We start from the raw sequence: 16,863 nt of genomic DNA, 5'->3' as shown, positions 1-16,863 counted from the left end.
AACGGCAACAAGAATGCGGGTGTGACACCTCTCCGGGTCTTCCGGGAGGTGTCCGTATTTCGGGGCGGGCCGGGCAGCTTGTGTGTCGGCCCGTGCACAAGGGGCCGAGGAGGGCCGGGTGACGACCTATGACGATCGAGCGAGCCTCACAGATCTGACCACCACAGCGGAGCAGGTGCGCAGGTCGGTGGAAGGTGTGATCGAGGGCAAGCCTGAGGTCGTACGGCTTTCGCTGACCGTATTGCTCGCGGAGGGACACCTCCTGATCGAAGATGTGCCCGGGGTCGGCAAGACAATGCTGGCCAAGGCGCTGGCGCGTTCCATCGACTGCTCGGTGCGGCGTATCCAGTTCACGCCGGACCTGCTGCCTTCGGACATCACCGGGGTGTCGATCTTCGATCAGCAGCGACGGGACTTCGAGTTCAAGCCGGGCGCGATCTTCGCCCAGATCGTGATCGGCGACGAGATCAACCGCGCGTCGCCCAAGACCCAGTCCGCGCTGCTGGAGTCGATGGAGGAACGCCAGGTCACGATCGACGGCCAGACCTACGAACTGCCCAACCCGTTCATGGTGGTGGCCACCCAGAACCCGGTGGAGATGGAAGGCACCTATCCGCTGCCCGAGGCGCAGCGCGACCGGTTCATGGCCCGGGTGTCGATCGGCTACCCCAGCCCGGAGGCCGAGCTCCAGATGCTGGACGTGCACGGCGGGGTCTCACCGCTGGACGACCTGCAGCCGGTGGCGCACGCCCACGACATCGTGAAGCTGATCGACGCGGTGCGCACGGTCCATGTGGCCGATTCCGTGCGCCGGTACGCGGTGGACCTTGTCGGGGCCACCCGTCAGCACCCGGATCTCAGACTCGGGGCCTCGCCCCGCGCGACCCTGCACCTCCTGCGTGCGGCAAAGGCCTCGGCGGCCCTCAGCGGGCGTGAGTACGCCCTGCCGGACGACGTCCAGGCCCTCGCCGTTGCCGTGCTCGCGCACCGGCTGCTGCCCACGGCCCAGGCTCAGCTCAACCGCCGCACGGCGGAGCAGGTCGTGCTGGAGATCCTGCAGCGCATCCCCGTGCCGACGTCCGGTGCCGTCACGTCGGCACCGGCGGCGCCGCAGCACCAGCCCGGCCGCCCGGTCTACGGCCAGCAGCCCGGCGCACGGCGGCTGTGATGGCGGCCGGGGTTCCCGGTCCCGTGGACGACGGCGACAACAAGGGCAGCCTGCGTGCGGCTCTGAACGGTCTGACGACGCGGGGGCGGTCCTTCCTGGCCGCCGGTGTCGCCGCAGCGGTCTGTGCCTACGTGCTGGGCCAGGGTGACCTGCTGCGGGTCGGACTGCTGCTGGCGGTGCTGCCCCTGGTCTGCGTGACGGTGCTCTGCCGCACCCACTACCGGGTCGCGGGCAGCCGTCGGCTGGCGCCGTCCCGGGTACCCACGGGTGCGGAGGCCAGGGTCCACCTGCGGATGGACAATCTGTCCCGGCTGCCCACGGGCCTGCTGATGCTCCAGGACCAGGTGCCGTACGTGCTGGGCCCCCGGCCCCGGTTCGTTCTCGACCGGGTGGAGGCGGGCGGCAAGCGCGAGGTGTCCTACCGGGTCCGGTCCGATCTGCGCGGGCGCTATCCGCTCGGTCCGCTGCAGCTGCGGCTCAGCGACCCGTTCGGGATGTGCGAGCTGACCCGTTCCTTCAGCGCGTACGACACCCTCGTCGTCATACCGCGCACAGAGGCCCTTCCGACGCTGCGGCTGGCGGGCGAGGCCTCCGGGTACGGCGAGGGCCGGCAGCGTTCACTGGCGCTGGCCGGTGAGGACGACATCATTCCCCGCGGCTACCGGCACGGGGACGATCTGCGGCGGGTCCACTGGCGCTCCACCGCGCGCTACGGCGAGCTGATGGTGCGCCGCGAGGAGCAGCCCCAGCGGGCCAGGTGCACGGTCCTGCTGGACACCCGGCGGATCGCGTACCGGGGAGCCGGTCCGGACTCCGCTTTCGAGTGGGCGGTGTCGGCGGCGGCCTCCTCGCTGGTGCACATGCTGGAGCGCGGCTTCGCCGTACGCCTGCTGACGGACGACGGAAGTTCCGTGCCGGGCGAGGGCTCCGACGGTTTCGCCGGGGCGACCCAGGGGTCCGCGGACTCGGCGGGTCTGATGATGGACACCCTCGCGGTCGTCGACCACTCCGACGGGGGCGGTCTGTCCCGCGCCTACGACGTGCTGCGCGGGGGCAACGAGGGCCTTCTGCTGGCGTTCTTCGGCGATCTGGACCAGGAGCAGACGGCGGTGGCCGCCCGTATGCGGCAACGCAGCGGCGCCGCTGTCGCCTTCGTGCTGGACAGTGAGGACTGGGTGCGCGGCGGGGACAGGGACGATGTGTCTCCCGCCCCGGACGACGACCGCTTGCGGCTGCTGCGCGAGGCGGGCTGGACAGCGGTGGCGGTGCCGGCCGGGGCCGAGTTCTCACGGCTGTGGCAGCAGGCGGGCCGGCAGGACTCCGGCCCGCATCCGGCAGCGGCCGGCGGAACGACGGGGTTCTCTGGGGGATGGTCATGAGCGGTCGGACACGGCTGACGGTGTGCGCCTTCGTGGCGACGCTGATGGCGGCGGGGGCTCTGGTGCCGCTGGTGGAGACGGCGAAGTGGCTCGTCCAGGCCGCTTTCCTGCTGGGGATCCAGAGCGGGGTGGGCGCACTCGCCCGCCGGGTCCCGCTCGCACGGATTCTGACGGTCTCCGCGCAGTTGCTGGTCACGCTGATGCTGCTGACGATGGCGTTCGCCTCGGAGCAGGCGCTGTTCGGTCTGCTCCCCGGGCCCGAGGCCGTGCAGCGACTGGCGGATCTGCTGACGGCGGGCGCCGATGATGTCGGCCGGTACGCCATCCCCGCTCCGGCGTCGGACGGCATCCGGCTGATGCTGATCGGCGGCGTGCTGCTGATCGGGCTCGCCGTGGACGCTCTCGCGGTGACCTTCCGTACCGCCGCGCCGGCCGGACTGCCCCTGCTGGCGCTCTACTCGGTCGCGGCGGGGCTCAGCGACGGAGGAGCGGGCTGGCTCTGGTTCCTGCTCGCCGCGTGCGGCTATCTGATCCTGCTGCTGGCGGAGGGCCGCGACCGGCTGTCCCAGTGGGGGCGGGTCTTCAGTGGCACGTCCAGCTCGTCGGGCGGTCTGGCGGCCGGGCTGGAAGGGTCATCGGGCCCTCTGGCGCCGGTCCGCACGGGGCGTCGCATCGGTGCGGTGGCACTGGGCATCGCCCTGGTGGTCCCCGCGGCGCTGCCCGCCCTGGACGGCGGCCTGCTGGGCGGCACGGGCGGCGGTACGGGCAAGGGCACCGGCGGGGGCACGATCTCCGCGGTCAACCCGCTGGTCTCGCTGCAGAACAACCTGAACCAGCCGGAGAACCGGCAGGTGATGTCGTACCGCACCAACTCGGGGAACCCCGAAGACTTTTATCTGCGCATCCAGGCCCTGGACCAGTTCAACGGGAGCGAGTGGCGGCCTTCGACCCGCCGTCTGAAGGACGTGCCGGACCGGTTGCCGCAACCGGCCGGGCTGGGCTCGGACATCGCCGTCACGGAGATCCGGACGAACATCTCCGCGTCGGGCTCGTACCAGCAGACGTATCTGCCGCTCCCCTATCCGGCGAGCGAGGTGGACATCAAGGGTCGCTGGCGGTTCGAACCTGAGGGGCGCACCCTCGTCGGGGACGACGGCCAGACGACGCGCGGCGTCCGGTACGAGGTGAGCAGTCTGGTCGTGCAGCCGACGGCCGAGCAGCTCGCCGGGGCGCTGGCTCCGCGTTCGGAGCTGGCGCGTGAGTACACCCGGGTTCCCGGCTCGCTGCCCGACGTGGTCCTGAAGACCGCCGAACGGGTGACGAAGGGCTCGGCCAACGACTACGAGCGGGCCGTCAAGCTCCAGGACTGGTTCGCCTCGGGGGGCGGCTTCCGCTACGACACGACGGTGACGTCGGGGACCGGCACGGCGGCGATCGAGCGGTTCCTCAAGGACCGGGAAGGCTTCTGCGTCCACTTCTCGTTCACGATGGCCGCGATGGCCAGGACGCTGGGCATTCCGGCCCGGGTCGCGGTGGGCTTCACGCCCGGCACGGTCCAGGCGGACGGTTCCGTATCGGTCGGGCTGCGTGATGCGCACGCCTGGCCGGAGCTGTATTTCGAGGGTGTGGGCTGGACCCGCTTCGAGCCGACGCCGTCCCGGGGCACCACCCCCTCGTACACCCGGCAGGACGTCTCCCCGGATGACACGAACGATTCGGCGCTGCCCTCGGCAGGTGCCTCCGCCGCGCCCACGGCCGCTCCGTCGGCCTCGGAATCGTGCCCGGCACAGATGCGCCGTCAGGGTGAGTGCGGTGCGTCCGCGGCTCCCGGTGCGCTGGACTCCGCCGATCCGGGGACGCCCGCGGGAACGGTGGTGCTGGTGGTGCTGGGCGCCCTCCTGGTGCTCGTGATCCCGTTCCTGCCGATGCTCTGGCGTCTACGGGCCCGTGCTCAGCGGCTGGGTTCCTCCGGGGGACGTACGCCTGCGGATGCCACGGCCAGAGTCATGGCCGCGTGGCGGGAGCTCACGGACACGGCCTGGGACCACGGCATCGAACCCGACGAGTCGCAGACCCCCCGCAAGGCCGCTGCCCGCCTCGTACGGCTGGGGAAGCTCAACGGCACGGCCGCGGCCGCGGCCCATCGGCTGGCGGGCGCGGTGGAACAGGTGCTGTACGCGCCCGAACCCGTGGCCGGTGCTGGTTCCACCGAGGACGTCCTGGCCGTGCAGGCGGGGCTGCGGGCCTCGGCCGGACGCCTGGGACGGCTGCGCGCGACGGTCGCGCCACGTTCGGCCGTTCGGGTGATCTGGGCGGTTTCGGAACACCGCGCGGCCCTTCGCCGGCGGTGGATGGACCGTCCGGGCCGAGAGGGCTGGGCCGCCCGCCTGCGCCGCCCCTCCCGCCAGCAGGGCTGACCCCCGGCGCCCGGGCGGGGAACCGCCGACGCCCGGGCGAGGACCCCCAGGCGCCCGGGCGGGGAACCGCCGACGCCCGGGCGAGGACCGGCGGGCGCCCGGGCGACGCGTGATGGGGCGCGCAGATGACGAGTGAGGGGCGGCCGCAGAGATGCGGCCGCCCCTCACTCATGAGTCCTGCAGCAAGTTTCGGTGTTCACGGTCCGGATCAGGGCCGGGCTGGCCGACGCCTGCCGAACCGGGTGTTCACTGGCCCTGTTCGTCGCGGCGGCGCTGCCACCGTTGCTCGATCCGGTTCATCATCGACCGGCGCTGCTTGGGATGTCGGCGTTCGCCTCCGCCCCCGCTCTCGCTCCCCGCCTGCGGCTGCTCGCCGGGCTTGGGCGCCTTGCGCCACCCGGTGACAACCAGCACGGCGCAGCCCAGCATGACGAGGAATCCCACCACGCTGATCCAGGTCTGCTTAAAGACCATTCCGGCCATGAGGAGCGCGATACCCACCAGAAAACCGGCCACCGCCTGGTAGACCCGTCGCCGGGTGTACCTGCGCAGCCCGCTTCCCTCAAGCGCTGTCGCGAACTTGGGATCTTCGGCGTACAGCGCTCGCTCCATCTGCTCGAGCATTCGCTGCTCGTGCTCCGAGAGCGGCACGGAGTCCTCCTCGTCGTCGGCCGCGGGGGGCGACCGGTATGCGGCCCTTCCAGAATAGGCAGGGATTCGCCCCCGTGAAACCCGCCCTCTAGCCATAGCCAGTCCGGACCGCCATGTCGGTCCGGCTGCTGAGGCGTAGATTCCCCGACCGCCGATCCGTCATGCCGGATGGTGTCACCCGATCATACGGGGCCTGCGCCCCGATCGGGTGTTCTGGGCCGTACTCCGTCTGCAGCTGCGTTGCTGATCAGCCGTGCTCCGGTCTCCCCACGGCCACGTTTCGGCCGTGTCCGCGTCATGGCTCAGGCGCGCTTCTCGCCCAATACGTGCAGCTGGGTCGCCACCGAATGGAACGCCGGCAGTTCCGCGACGGCGGCCTCGAGCCTCAGGAGCGCATCCATGGCGCCGGGCTCGGTGTCCACGAGAACCCCCGGGACGAGGTCCGCGAAGACCCGCACACCGTGGACCGCGCCGACCTCCACGCCTGCGGCCGACACCAGCTCGGCGAGCTGCTCGGCGGTGAACCTGCGGGGCACGGGGTCGCCCTCCCCCCAGCGCCCGGCAGGGTCCGTCAGCGCCTGCCTGGCCTCGGTGAAGTGCCCGGCGAGCGCACGGGCCAGGACGGCGCCGCCGAGCCCGGCACCCAGCAGGCTGAGCGCGCCGGACGGACGGAGCGCGTCGACCGCGTTCCGTACGCCTTCGGCGGGGTCGTCCACGTACTCCAGGACGCCGTGGCACAGAACCGCGTCGTAGCCGGTGCGCTCCACGACGTCGAACAGGCCGAGGATGTCGCCCTGGACTCCGCGGACCCGGTCGGCCACCCCGGCCTCGGCGGCGCGGCGCTCCAGCGCGAACAGCGCGTTGGGGCTGGGGTCGACGACGGTGACCCGGTGGCCGAGACGGGCGACGGGCACCGCGAAGTTGCCGGTGCCGCCGCCCGTGTCCAGTACGTCCAGGGCGTCCCTGCCGGTCGCCTTGACGCGGCGCTCGAGAGCGTCCTTCAGGACCTCCCAGACCACGGCGGTACGGAGGGAGGCACGGGGGCGCAGCTGGTCCGACACGGCAGTTGACTCCTCGGCACGATGCCGCCACGGACGGCGGAGCGTGAACGGTGCAGGTGGTACGGGCTCTCCACCCTATTGCCTCGCACCGCCGTCCCGGTCACCCCGCGTCGGACCGCCTCCCGGCTGTTACCGGGGCCGGTCCTTCCGTGGCTGCGGCAGGACCGGCTGGAGCACCAGGAGCCGCTCGACCAGGCGCAGGAACATGGCGGCGTCCCTCAGCAGATCGTCGGCGTCGCGGCTGGTGGCCGCGCCCGGTATGCCTGCCTCGGCCCGGGCCCTGCGTGGGGCCCCGGAGGCGAACAGGGCGCTCCATTCGGTGAGTTCGGGGGCTATCTCCGGGAGGACCTCCCAGGCGCTGCGGATCCTCTCCCGGCGGCGCCTGCTCGTTTCGGGACGGCCACGGGCGGCGAGCACGGCGGCTGCGGTACGCAGCGCGGCGAGGTGGGCGGTGGCATACCGCTCGTTCGGCACGTCGAGTACGGCGGCCTCGTCCAGGCCGGAACGGGCCTGGGCGAGCAGATCGAGAGCGGCGGGCGGCGCAGTGGTGCGACGCGTAACGGGGTGGACGTCGGTTGCCGGACCGGTCAGTGAGGGGGCAGGGCTGCCTGCGCGGCGCCGTGGAGCGGCGGCTGCGGACGAGCTGGCCATGACGAACCTCCTGTCGTCGTGTGACGGCTTCGTGGCCGTATGTATCCATCGTGACGGCCACCACTGACAATCCCGTCCGACCCGTCGCTGACCTGGCACTTTGCTTCGAGCGCGAGTTCGGGCTAGTTTTTTGCACTGACTGGTCAGTTCAAAAATGGGGGTGGGGTTGTGGACAGCCCGCACGGGGCGGAAGTGAGCGCCGAGGACTTCGGGCTCGAGGGGCCGCGCGGCTGGGCCTTCCGGGGGGTGGACTTCACCGCGGATCCCGGAACGCTCGTCGCGATCGAGGGCCCGTCCGGCTCGGGCCGCACCTGCCTGCTGCTCGCGCTCACCGGCCGGATGCGCTCCACGCAGGGGCACGCGGAGGTCGGCGGTCTGCGCATGCCCGGCCGGCTCGCCGCAGTCCGAAGGATCAGCGCGCTGGGCCCGGTGCCCGGGGTGAGTGAACTCGACCCCGCCTTCACCGTCGCCGAGCATCTGCGTGAACGGGCCCTGCTGCAGCGCCGCTTCGACGGGTCGCTGCGCACCCTGCTGCGGCCCAGGGCCCAGCGGACCGCAAGTGCCCGGGCGACCGTCGACGCCGCGCTGGAGGCCGTCCGTCTGGACACGTCGGCCCTGCCCAAGGCCGAACGGACCTCCGTCCGGGACCTGGAGCGCCTTGAGGCGCTGCGGCTGTCCATCGCCCTTGCGCTGATGGCCCGGCCCCGGCTCCTCGCGGTGGACGACACCGACCTCAAGCTCTCCGACGCGGACCGTGCCGAGGCCTGGGAGCTGCTGAGAGCCCTCGCGGACGCGGGGACGACGGTGCTCGCCGTGTGCAGCGAGGCACCCGAGGACGCGTTCACCGTACGCACCGGAACACCCGCCACCGGCGAGCAGCCGGACGGGGCGGCCGAAGGCTCCACGGCCGAGGACGACCGGACCGAGGACAACGCGGCCGAGCACGACGCCGTCGAGGACGACGCGGCCGAGGACAACGCGGCCGAGGACAACGCGAGCAAGAACGCAACGACCGAGGACGACACGACCGGAGAGGGGACGGCCGATGCGATCGCCGAAACTGGCCGCGCTTGAGCTGAGGCGGTTCGGCAGGGGCCGGATGCCGCGGGCCGCACTCGTGGCCCTCCTGCTGCTCCCCCTGCTGTACGGAGCCCTGTACCTGTGGTCCTTCTGGGACCCGTACGGGCGGCTCGACAAGATCCCCGTCGCGCTCGTCAACGACGACAAGGGCGCGAGCGCGGAGGGCAAGCGCGTCGCGGCAGGTGACGAGATAGCCGGCAGACTCCTCGACTCCAAGGTCTTCGACTGGCACGAGGTCGACTCCGCCGAGGCCCGCAGGGGCGTCGAGGACGGAACGTACTACCTCTCGCTGACCATGCCGTCCGACTTCAGCAAGCGGATCGCATCGAGTTCCGGTGACTCCCCCGAGACCGGCGCCCTGCAGGTCCGTACGAACGACGCGAACAACTACATCGTCGGGCAGATCTCCCGGACCGTGTTCGCCGAGGTCCGCAGCGCCGCTTCGACGAAGGCCTCGCGCGGGTTCCTCGACCGGATCTTCATCAACTTCTCCGGCCTCCATGACGCGACGGCGAAGGCGGCCGCGGGCGCCGACGACCTCAAGGGCGGCGTCGCCAAGGCGAAGAAGGGTTCGAAGGACCTCGCGGACGGGCTCAAGGACGCCAAGGCGGGCAGCGGGACGCTGTCCGCCGGAATCGTCAGGCTCAACAAGGGCGCCGGCGACCTCGAGACCGGGTCCCGGCAGGTCGCCTCCGGTACCCAGCTCCTCGCCGACAAGGTCAACAAGGTCGCCGGCGATGTCCGTCCGTTCCTGAAGGACAACGGCAGGACGATCGGGGACACGGCGCGACTGGTCGCCGACTCCTCGAAGACCGTGCGGGACAACCTCGACCTGCTGGTCGAGGCCGCGCCCACCGCGTCGGCCGCCGCACACGCGGCCTCCGACGATCTGGCCGACGTCTACCGCATCCGCTGCACGGAGCAGCCGCTGCCCGACCCCGGTGTGTGCCCGCAGCTGAAGCGCGCCAAGACCGCCGCGGCCGATGTCGCGAAGGTCTCCGACGACGTCAACGCTCTGGTCACCAACCAGAACGGGGACCTGAAGAAGCTGCGCGCCCAGCTGACCACCCTGCAGAAGCAGGCCGACGCCCTCGCCAAGCGTTCGCCGAACCTGGACACGGACCTGGAGTCCGCCGTCTCGAAGATCAACTCGCTCAACACCGGTGCCCACAAGGTCGCCAAGGGCGCCGACGCACTCCACACAGGGCTCGGCACCGCGAAGACCGGATCCGCGGATCTGGACACCGGGCTCGGAAAGCTCAAGAAGGGGGCCAAGAGTCTGGACAGCGGGCTGTTCCGGCTCGGTGACGGGTCCGCGACCCTGGCCCAGGGGCTGAACGACGGTGTCGGCAGGATCCCCGACTACGACAAGGAGGACCGCGACGCCCGTACGGGTGTCATGGCCGACCCCGTGCAGCTGGCCTCCTCGTCGCTGCACGCGGCTCCCAACTACGGCACCGGCTTCGCCCCGTACTTCATCCCGCTCTCCCTCTGGGTGGGGGCGATGGTGGCGTACATGCTGATCCAGCCGCTCAACCGGCGTGCGCTCTCGGCCGGGGCACCGGCCTGGCGCATCGCCTTCGCCGGCTGGCTGCCCGTCGCCGCGATCGGTCTGCTCCAGGTCGTCGCCCTGATGTCCGTGCTGCACTGGCGGCTCGGCCTCCAGATGGCGCACGCCGCCGGGACGATCGGCTTCCTGGCCCTGGTCACCTGCTGTTTCGCCGCGATCGTCCAGTGGCTGAACGCCCGCTTCGGCGCGGCGGGACGGATCCTCGTGCTGGCGGTGCTGATGCTCCAGCTGACCTCCGCGGGTGGCACGTACCCCGTCCAGACCAGCCCCGGCTTCTTCGGCGCGATCCACCCCTACCTGCCGATGACGTACGTCGTGGAGGGGCTGCGCAGGCTGATCACGGGGGGCGGTCTCGGACCGGTCTGGCAGGCCTGCGCCGTGCTGCTGGCCTTCACCGCGGGCGCTCTGGCCCTGACCGCGCTCTCCGCCCGCCGCAAGCAGGTGTGGACCCTGGACCGGCTGCACCCGGAGCTCAGTCTGTGAGCACGCCGGGACCTGTGAGAATCGACCGTATGGACAGCAGTAGCACCACACGCCGCCAGGCCACACGGCAGAAGCTCTACGAGGCGGCTGTGACCCTCATCGCGGAGAAGGGTTTCTCGGCGACCACGGTGGACGAGATCGCCGAGCGTGCCGGGGTGGCCAAGGGCACGGTCTACTACAACTTCAAGAGCAAGACCGAACTCTTCGAGGAGCTGCTGCGGCACGGCGTCGGACTGCTCACGCAGTCGCTGCGCTCCGCGGCCGAGGAGACCGACGAGCGCGACGGCACCCGTGTGGAGGCCCTGGACGCGATGATCCGGGCCGGTCTGGTCTTCATCGACCGCTACCCGGCCTTCACCCAGCTGTACGTCGCCGAGCTCTGGCGCACCAACCGCGCCTGGCAGTCGACCCTCCTGGTGCTGCGCCAGGAGGCCGTCGCGGTCGTCGAGGGGGTGCTCCGGGAAGGTGTCGCGAACGGTGAGCTCAGCGAGGAGATCGACATCCAGCTGACGGCCGCCGCACTCGTCGGGATGGTCCTGGTGGCCGCCCTCGACTGGCAGGCGTTCCAGCCGGAGCGGTCGATCGACGATGTGCACTCGGCCCTGTCCCTGCTGCTGCACGGGCGCGTCAGCGGGCGCTGAGGAGACCCGGGAGCGCACGGCACACGAAGACGCCGGCCCGGTGGCATTCGATCCCCCTCGAATTCCACCGGACCGGCGTTCTCGGTGCTTCCGCGGCGCCCTTCCCCGTGACCCCGATTCCCCCGTGGTCCCCGGGCTCCGCGTCGTACACCCCCGTTGCGTCCGGGGTGCCGCGCCGTTCCGCCGCCCCGTGCCGGCGGTCCTGGCGCTGCGCCCCTTCCGTGGTCTCCACTCTGCCGTCCGCGCAGGTGGGGGCCCATCCGCGTCCCTACTCATCTCCCCCACTAGGTACGGATACTCAGAGCTGTGTGCGGGGGCCCACCCGGGGCCGGCGGCGACTGGTTACGATCGCGTCCGTGTCCGTACTCCCCCTGGTGTTCACGAGTGGCTGGGCGAGCGGGATCAACGCCTACGCGGTGGTCCTCCTGCTCGGCCTCTTCGGCGCGACCGGACTCACCGACGAGGTGCCCGAGTCGCTGCAGCGCACCGATGTGCTCGTGGCGGCAGGGGTGCTCTTCCTGTGCGAGGCGGTGGCCGACAAGATCCCCTACGTGGACTCGGCCTGGGACGCGGTCCACACGGTCGTGCGTCCGGTCGCCGGGGCGGTCGTCGCGGCGCTGCTGGCGGGCGAGAGCGGGTCGCTTCCGGAGCTCGCGGCCGCGGCGGTCGGCGGTTCCACCGCGCTGATGAGCCATCTGGTGAAGGCGGGCACCAGGATGGCGGTCAACACCTCACCCGAACCGTTCAGCAACGTCGTGGTGAGCGTCGCGGAGGACCTCGGCGTCGCCGGGATCATCACGTTCGCCATGTTCAACCCCGTGGCCGCGGCCGTGATCGCCGCGACACTCCTGGTGCTCGGCCTGGTGATACTGGTCTTCCTCGCCTCGCGGATCCGCCGCTTCCTGCGGCGCAGGGCCCAGCGCCGCGAAGAGAAACGCATGGCCGGAGCGGGCGGGCACTGGCCTCACGAATGAGCTGTCGGTGCCACCCCTTAGGGTCACTGACATGGCACGAATTGCGGTGATCGGCGCCGGGACGGGCGCGATGGCAGCGGCCGCGCGGCTCGCCGTGGCAGGCCACCGGGTGACGGTGTACGAGCGGTCGCGGACCTATGGCGGCTCGCTCGGCCGGTATGCCCGTGAGGGGTTCGTCTTCGACACCGGCCCCTCGCTGCTGCACCTTCCCGCGGTCTATCGCGACCTGTTCGTGAAGACCGGCAAGGAACCCCTGGAGCAGTGCGTCACGCTCACCCAGGTCGACCCCGCGAGCCGCCACCATTTCGCGGACGGCACCGCGGTCTCCCTGCCGAACGCCTCGCGGGCCGGGGTGGTCGGCGCGCTGGACGGGGCACTCGGCAAGGGATCGGGAGCCCGCTGGGGGGAGTTCCTGGACCGGGCGGGGACCGCGTGGGACCGCTCGCGCAGGCCGCTGCTGGAGGAGCCCCTGCGGGACGACCGGCAGGTACTGGGCCGCGATCCCTACCCCGCGCTCCGCAGGCGCAGGCTGCTGACCGTCCGGGAGGCGGGCACGGTCGCCGAGATCGGTGCGTGGGAGCTGGCGGACCCCCGGCTGGCCGCCCTGCTCGACGGGTACGCCCTGTCGTACGGCCTGGATCCCCGCCGCGCGCCGGCGGCCGCCGCCCTGCTGCCCTACATGGAGGAGACCTTCGGCAGCTGGTACGTCACCGGGGGCATGCGTGCGCTCGCCGAGGCGGTGTACGAGCGGTGCCTGGCGCGCCGTGTGACGTTCGTTTTCGGTGCCGAGGTGGTCCGGGTGGTCGAGAAGGACGGCCGGGCCGCAGGCGTCGAACTGGCGGACGGCGAGAGCGCCGAAGCCGATCACGTGGTCCTGGGCGCGCAGCCCTGGCCCGGGCTGCTGTCCGGTGAAGGGTGGCGGCCCGGCGCGGAGGCAGGAGAAACACAGGGGGCCGGGCAGGGTCCGGTGCCGGGCCGCTTCCTCGTACTGCTGTCGCTGCGTGGTGCCCGGGATGCCGGTGCGGTGCACCGGAGCGTGGTGCACTGCGAGGACGGGGCCGCTGAACAGGACGCGGTGTTCGGCGGACGGACCGCGGAGCGGCCCACCGTGACGGTGCTGCGTCCCGACGACCCCGCCACCCGCCCCGACGAGGCGCACGAGGCGGTGACCCTGATGGCGACGGTGGCCCCGCACGGCCCGGTCGACTGGACGGACGCGGCGCTGCGCGAGCGGTACGCGGACGTGTTGATCGATCGCGCCTGCGTGGCCGTTCCCGGCCTGCGTGAGCGCATTCTCCACGCCGAGGTGCGCACCCCGGCGGAGACCGCCGCCGACACCGGCGCCGAGGGTGGTTCGGTGCCCGCGCCCGCGCTGGCGGGAGCGCGGGGCGCGTATCTGCACTCCGGGAACCGCACCGGGCTGCCCGGCCTGTATCTGGCCGGCGGCTGGTCGCATCCCGGCGGTGGACTGGCGCATGCCGGGATGTCGGGTGCCCTGGTCGCGGGCCTCGTGGTGGAGGGTGACGGCTTCCGCGGCTCCCAGTGAGCGGCGGAGTGCTCGTCGTCGTGACCGCGGGCGGTCAGTAGCGGTACTGCTCGTTCTGGCCGGTGTCGTACCCGTTGCCGTACGGGGCGGGCTGCTCGGGCGGCATCGGGGGGTACTGCTCGCCCTCGCGCTGCTGCGGGACCCAGACGCCTCCCGGCGGCGTCTCCGAGGCGTACTGCTCGGCGTAGGGGCCGGTGTACTGCTGCTGGCCCCCGTAGCTGTCGTAGCCGTTGCCGTAGCTGTCGTACGAGGTGTACTGGCCGGGGGCCGCTGCCGCTCCGGTCCCGATGTACGGGTCGGAGTAGGGGGCGTAGTCCGGCGTCGGCGTGCCGTAGTCGTACTGGCCGGCGTAGGTGTCCTGGCCCTGGTAGGTCTCCTGGCCCGGATAGGCGCCCTGGCCCTGGTAGGTGCCCTGGCCGCTGTAGGTGTCCTGGGCCGGCTGCGCGTAGTCGGTGTACGGGTCGTAGGCGGTGTACTGCTGCTGCTCGCCCTGCTGTTCCTGGTTGCCGGCGGCGGCGTAGGCGGCGTCGGTGTATATGCCGTACTGCCCGGTGTCGTCCGGCAGCGGCTGCGGTTCGTAGACCGCGGATGCCGCGCGCTCGTCCCCGGCCTCCTGGGCGGGTTCCTGGTACTCCAGGCCGGAGACCTCGAGCGTGGGTTTCCGGCCGGGTGCGTCACCGCCCGCACGGCGGCGGCGGCTCTCGCCGGGGCTGCCGCCTATGGCCCAGCCCGTCGAGAAGCCCCGCCGGAAGGAGAGGGTCACATACGTCTGACCCGTCGCGAAGGCGATCGCGCCGAGCGCGATCACCAGCACGGAGGGAATCAGTACACCGAGAACCACACCGAGGAAGCCGGCGAAGGCGAGCAGCCGCCAGCGCAGCCGCGCCTTGTACTGCAGCAGCACCTCGCCCAGCAGCCACAGCGCCACGACGCCGAATGCGATGTAGAGGACCGTCCAGCCCACGCCCGCCCCCTCCTACGGCCACCGCCCCGGTTGGTGGCGGGTACGGCCGGTCACGACTGCTTGTGCAGTCCGAGATTCTCGTAGATCTCGAGTGTTGCCGTCGAGTTGTTGAGCGTAATGAAGTGCAGCCCCGGGACACCCTCGGAGAGCAGCTTCGCGCAGAACTCCGTGGCGAACTCGATGCCAATGGAGCGTACAGCGGCGGGATCGTCCTTCGCGGCGAGGATGCGGTCTTTCAGCGAGGAAGGCAGGGACGCGTTGCTGAGCTGGGCGAATCTCTCCAGCTGCCGGACGCTCGTGAGCGGCATCACCTCGGGAATGACCGGGGTGTCGCAACCGGCAGCGACCACGCGGTCACGCATCTGCAGATAGCTCTCCGGCTGGAAGAACATCTGGGTGATCGCATAGTCGGCACCCGCGCGGCACTTGTCCACGAAATGCCTGATGTCGGAGTCCCAGTCGGCAGACCGCGGATGCATTTCGGGAAAGGCCGCGACGCCGACGCAGAAATCGCCGGACTCCTTGATGAGCCGGACGAGATCCGCCGCGTACCGCACGCCCTGCGGGTGCTTGACCCACTCGGCCATGGGGTCGCCCGGCGGGTCTCCGCGGACCGCGAGGATGTTGCGGATACCGGCGTCGGCGTACTGCCCGACCATGTTGCGCAGCTGGGCGACGGAGTGGTCGACGGCGGTGAGATGCGCGACGGGGGTGAGCGTGGAGTCGGCGGCGATCTGCTGGGTCGCCCGCACCGTCCCCGCACGGGTGGAACCGCCGGCTCCGTACGTCACGGAGACGAAGCTCGGGCCCACCGCCTCGACGCGCCGCAGGGCGTTCCAGAGGTTCCGTTCGCCCTTCTCGGTCTTGGGCGCCCAGAACTCGAACGAGTACGACGTTCTGCCGGTCGCGAGCAGCTCACGCACGGTGCGAGCGTGATCAGTCCTGGTGGAGGGTGTGCCAAGAGCCATACTGGGAGGTTAACCAGGGCTCGGCGGTACCCCAACCAGACCGGGGCTTTTCGTCCGGATTGATGGGATTGCTGTCCACCCCTCGGACAGTCGGCTCCCGTGGAGCGCCGGGCCCGCCCCGCTCAGGCTGCGCGCGCCCTGATCCGCGCGGCGAGTGCCGCGGTCGCCGCGGCGGGATCCGCCGCTTCGGTGATCGCCCGTACGACAACGACCCGCCGTGCGCCCGCGTCGAGCACCTCGTCCAGATTGCCCGCGTCGATTCCGCCGATGGCGAACCAGGGGCGCGGCTGGTCGAGTGAGGCGGCGTAGCGGACGAGCCCCAGACCCGGGGCGTACCGGCCGGGCTTGGTCGGGGTGGGCCAGCAGGGGCCTGTGCAGAAGTAGTCCACGCCCGCCTCGGCGACCGCCGCGTCCACCTCGGACTCGGCGTGGGTGGAGCGGCCGATCACCACGTCGGCGCCGATGACGGCGCGGGCGGCGGGCACCGGGAGATCGCCCTGCCCGAGGTGCAGCACGTCGGAGCCGATGGCGTGGGCGACGTCGGCCCGGTCGTTGACCGCGAGGAGCTTGCCGTGACGCTTGCAGGCGTCCGCGAACACGGCCAGGTGTTCCAGCTCCTCGGCGGCTTCCATGCCCTTGTCGCGCAGCTGCACGATGTCGACGCCGGAGGAGAGCACGACATCGAGGAACGCGGGAAGGTCGCCATGCTGTTTGCGGGCGTCCGTGCAGAGGTAGAGCCGGGCGTCGGCCAGCAGCGAGCGAGGCGTGGACATGGTGGATTTCCCCCGTTGATAGGTCGTCGGCCCGCGGGCCGCCGACCCGGTGGTCGTCGGCCCGGCAGGTGCCGGTCACGGCAGAGTGCGGGCCGTGAAGCACGGCCCGCACCCCGCATACGGTCGTCCGGTCAGACGGCGAGCGCCTGGGCCCGGCGCTTCACCTCCGTACCGCGATTCTCACTCAGTGCCTGCGCGGGCGTGCCGGGCAGGCTCGGGTCGGAGGTGAAGAGCCACTCCAGCATCTCTTCATCGCTGTAGCCGTCGTCCCTCAGGAGCGTCAGGGTCCCTGCGAGGCCCTTGACCACCTTGTTGCCGTCGATGAAGGCGGCAGGCACCTGGAGCGTCCGCCTCTCACCACGTCGTACGGCGATGAGCTGGCCCTCCTTGACCAACTGCCGTACGCGCGTCACCTCGACATCGAGCATTTCCGCGATGTCGGGAAGGTGGAGCCAGTCGGGGACGAGAACATCGATCTTTGCGTCAATCTCGGTCACAGGGACAAGCCTGCCATCCCGGACCGACAGTCGGTAGCCG

Annotated in this window: 15 protein-coding genes; 8 read left to right on the top strand and 7 right to left on the bottom strand. The window is 71.4% G+C overall.

All coding sequences use genetic code 11. The annotated features are described in order from the left end of the window. Window positions 1–118 precede the first annotated feature (118 nt). From OG257_RS28150 to OG257_RS28140, 3 genes are read left to right on the top strand one after another with little or no spacing between them, the layout of a single operon-like run. Entirely contained in the window at window positions 119–1,168 is a 1,050-nt protein-coding gene (locus OG257_RS28150) for an AAA family ATPase (protein WP_329211993.1), read from the top strand. Continuing rightward, window positions 1,168–2,547 (top strand): DUF58 domain-containing protein, encoded by a 1,380-nt coding sequence (locus tag OG257_RS28145; protein ID WP_329211991.1) that lies wholly within the window; start codon window positions 1,168–1,170, stop codon window positions 2,545–2,547. Before OG257_RS28150 ends, OG257_RS28145 begins: the two co-directional genes overlap by 1 nt. After that, window positions 2,544–4,964, top strand: coding sequence for a transglutaminase family protein (locus tag OG257_RS28140; RefSeq protein ID WP_329211989.1), 2,421 nt, complete (start codon window positions 2,544–2,546; stop codon window positions 4,962–4,964). Before OG257_RS28145 ends, OG257_RS28140 begins: the two co-directional genes overlap by 4 nt. A 246-nt stretch (window positions 4,965–5,210) precedes the next feature. Here the strand turns inward: OG257_RS28140 and OG257_RS28135 are convergent, their stop codons facing one another. From OG257_RS28135 to OG257_RS28125, 3 genes are all read right to left on the bottom strand, one after another. Continuing rightward, entirely contained in the window at window positions 5,211–5,615 is a 405-nt protein-coding gene (locus OG257_RS28135) for a DUF3040 domain-containing protein (RefSeq protein WP_329211987.1), read from the bottom strand. A 302-nt stretch (window positions 5,616–5,917) separates the two neighbouring features. Next, window positions 5,918–6,676, bottom strand: coding sequence for a class I SAM-dependent methyltransferase (locus OG257_RS28130; protein ID WP_329211985.1), 759 nt, complete (start codon window positions 6,674–6,676; stop codon window positions 5,918–5,920). A 129-nt stretch (window positions 6,677–6,805) separates the two neighbouring features. After that, window positions 6,806–7,327 (bottom strand): SAV_6107 family HEPN domain-containing protein, encoded by a 522-nt coding sequence (locus tag OG257_RS28125; RefSeq protein WP_329211983.1) that lies wholly within the window; start codon window positions 7,325–7,327, stop codon window positions 6,806–6,808. A gap of 168 nt (window positions 7,328–7,495) precedes the next feature. Between OG257_RS28125 and OG257_RS28120 the strand changes: the two genes are divergently transcribed. From OG257_RS28120 to OG257_RS28100, 5 genes are all read left to right on the top strand, one after another. Further along, window positions 7,496–8,401: an ATP-binding cassette domain-containing protein gene (locus OG257_RS28120; protein ID WP_329211981.1), complete on the top strand. Its 906-nt coding sequence runs from the start codon at window positions 7,496–7,498 to the stop codon at window positions 8,399–8,401. Beyond that, complete coding sequence (locus tag OG257_RS28115) at window positions 8,373–10,460, top strand: YhgE/Pip domain-containing protein (protein ID WP_329211979.1); 2,088 nt, start codon at window positions 8,373–8,375, stop codon at window positions 10,458–10,460. The genes OG257_RS28120 and OG257_RS28115 overlap by 29 nt, the downstream gene beginning before the upstream one ends. Before the next feature lie 29 nt (window positions 10,461–10,489). Continuing rightward, complete coding sequence (locus OG257_RS28110; RefSeq protein ID WP_329211977.1) at window positions 10,490–11,101, top strand: TetR/AcrR family transcriptional regulator; 612 nt, start codon at window positions 10,490–10,492, stop codon at window positions 11,099–11,101. A 356-nt stretch (window positions 11,102–11,457) separates the two neighbouring features. Further along, window positions 11,458–12,075, top strand: coding sequence for a DUF4126 domain-containing protein (locus OG257_RS28105; RefSeq protein ID WP_329211975.1), 618 nt, complete (start codon window positions 11,458–11,460; stop codon window positions 12,073–12,075). Window positions 12,076–12,106: 31 nt separating this feature from the next. Beyond that, window positions 12,107–13,621 (top strand): phytoene desaturase family protein, encoded by a 1,515-nt coding sequence (locus tag OG257_RS28100; protein WP_329211973.1) that lies wholly within the window; start codon window positions 12,107–12,109, stop codon window positions 13,619–13,621. A 34-nt stretch (window positions 13,622–13,655) separates the two neighbouring features. Here OG257_RS28100 and OG257_RS28095 read toward each other — a convergent pair whose 3' ends face one another. The 4 genes from OG257_RS28095 to OG257_RS28080 all read right to left on the bottom strand — a co-directional run bounded on the left by OG257_RS28095 (window position 13,656) and on the right by OG257_RS28080 (window position 16,823). After that, window positions 13,656–14,585, bottom strand: a complete 930-nt coding sequence (locus OG257_RS28095; protein ID WP_329211972.1) for a hypothetical protein — start codon at window positions 14,583–14,585, stop codon at window positions 13,656–13,658. Between the two features lie 50 nt (window positions 14,586–14,635). Continuing rightward, complete coding sequence (gene metF, locus OG257_RS28090) at window positions 14,636–15,553, bottom strand: methylenetetrahydrofolate reductase [NAD(P)H] (protein WP_329211971.1); 918 nt, start codon at window positions 15,551–15,553, stop codon at window positions 14,636–14,638. A gap of 122 nt (window positions 15,554–15,675) precedes the next feature. Then, a complete protein-coding gene (gene thiE, locus OG257_RS28085) occupies window positions 15,676–16,326 on the bottom strand; it encodes a thiamine phosphate synthase (RefSeq protein WP_329211969.1) in 651 nt (216 codons plus the stop codon). 131 nt (window positions 16,327–16,457) lie between these two features. Continuing rightward, window positions 16,458–16,823 carry an Rv2175c family DNA-binding protein gene (locus OG257_RS28080; RefSeq protein ID WP_329211966.1) on the bottom strand — a complete coding sequence of 122 codons (366 nt, stop codon included), beginning with the start codon at window positions 16,821–16,823 and terminating at the stop codon, window positions 16,458–16,460. Window positions 16,824–16,863 lie beyond the last annotated feature (40 nt).

The sequence above is a fragment of the Streptomyces sp. NBC_00683 genome, assembly GCF_036226745.1.
Taxonomy (GTDB): Bacteria; Actinomycetota; Actinomycetes; order Streptomycetales; family Streptomycetaceae; genus Streptomyces.
Note: the sequence above shows the minus strand (reverse complement) of the source record. Positions and strands in the feature narration are given on the sequence as shown.

Excerpts from the sequence above, each read along its gene's own strand:
- OG257_RS28145 (WP_329211991.1), top strand. The coding sequence starts at position 1,168 with ATGGCGGCCGGGGTTCCCGGTCCCGTGGACGACGGCGACAACAAGGGC.
- OG257_RS28140 (WP_329211989.1), top strand. The coding sequence starts at position 2,544 with ATGAGCGGTCGGACACGGCTGACGGTGTGCGCCTTCGTGGCGACGCTG.
- OG257_RS28125 (WP_329211983.1), bottom strand. The coding sequence starts at position 7,327 with ATGGCCAGCTCGTCCGCAGCCGCCGCTCCACGGCGCCGCGCAGGCAGC.
- OG257_RS28115 (WP_329211979.1), top strand. The coding sequence starts at position 8,373 with ATGCGATCGCCGAAACTGGCCGCGCTTGAGCTGAGGCGGTTCGGCAGG.
- OG257_RS28110 (WP_329211977.1), top strand. The coding sequence starts at position 10,490 with ATGGACAGCAGTAGCACCACACGCCGCCAGGCCACACGGCAGAAGCTC.
- OG257_RS28100 (WP_329211973.1), top strand. The coding sequence starts at position 12,107 with ATGGCACGAATTGCGGTGATCGGCGCCGGGACGGGCGCGATGGCAGCG.
- metF (WP_329211971.1), bottom strand. The coding sequence starts at position 15,553 with ATGGCTCTTGGCACACCCTCCACCAGGACTGATCACGCTCGCACCGTG.
- thiE (WP_329211969.1), bottom strand. The coding sequence starts at position 16,326 with ATGTCCACGCCTCGCTCGCTGCTGGCCGACGCCCGGCTCTACCTCTGC.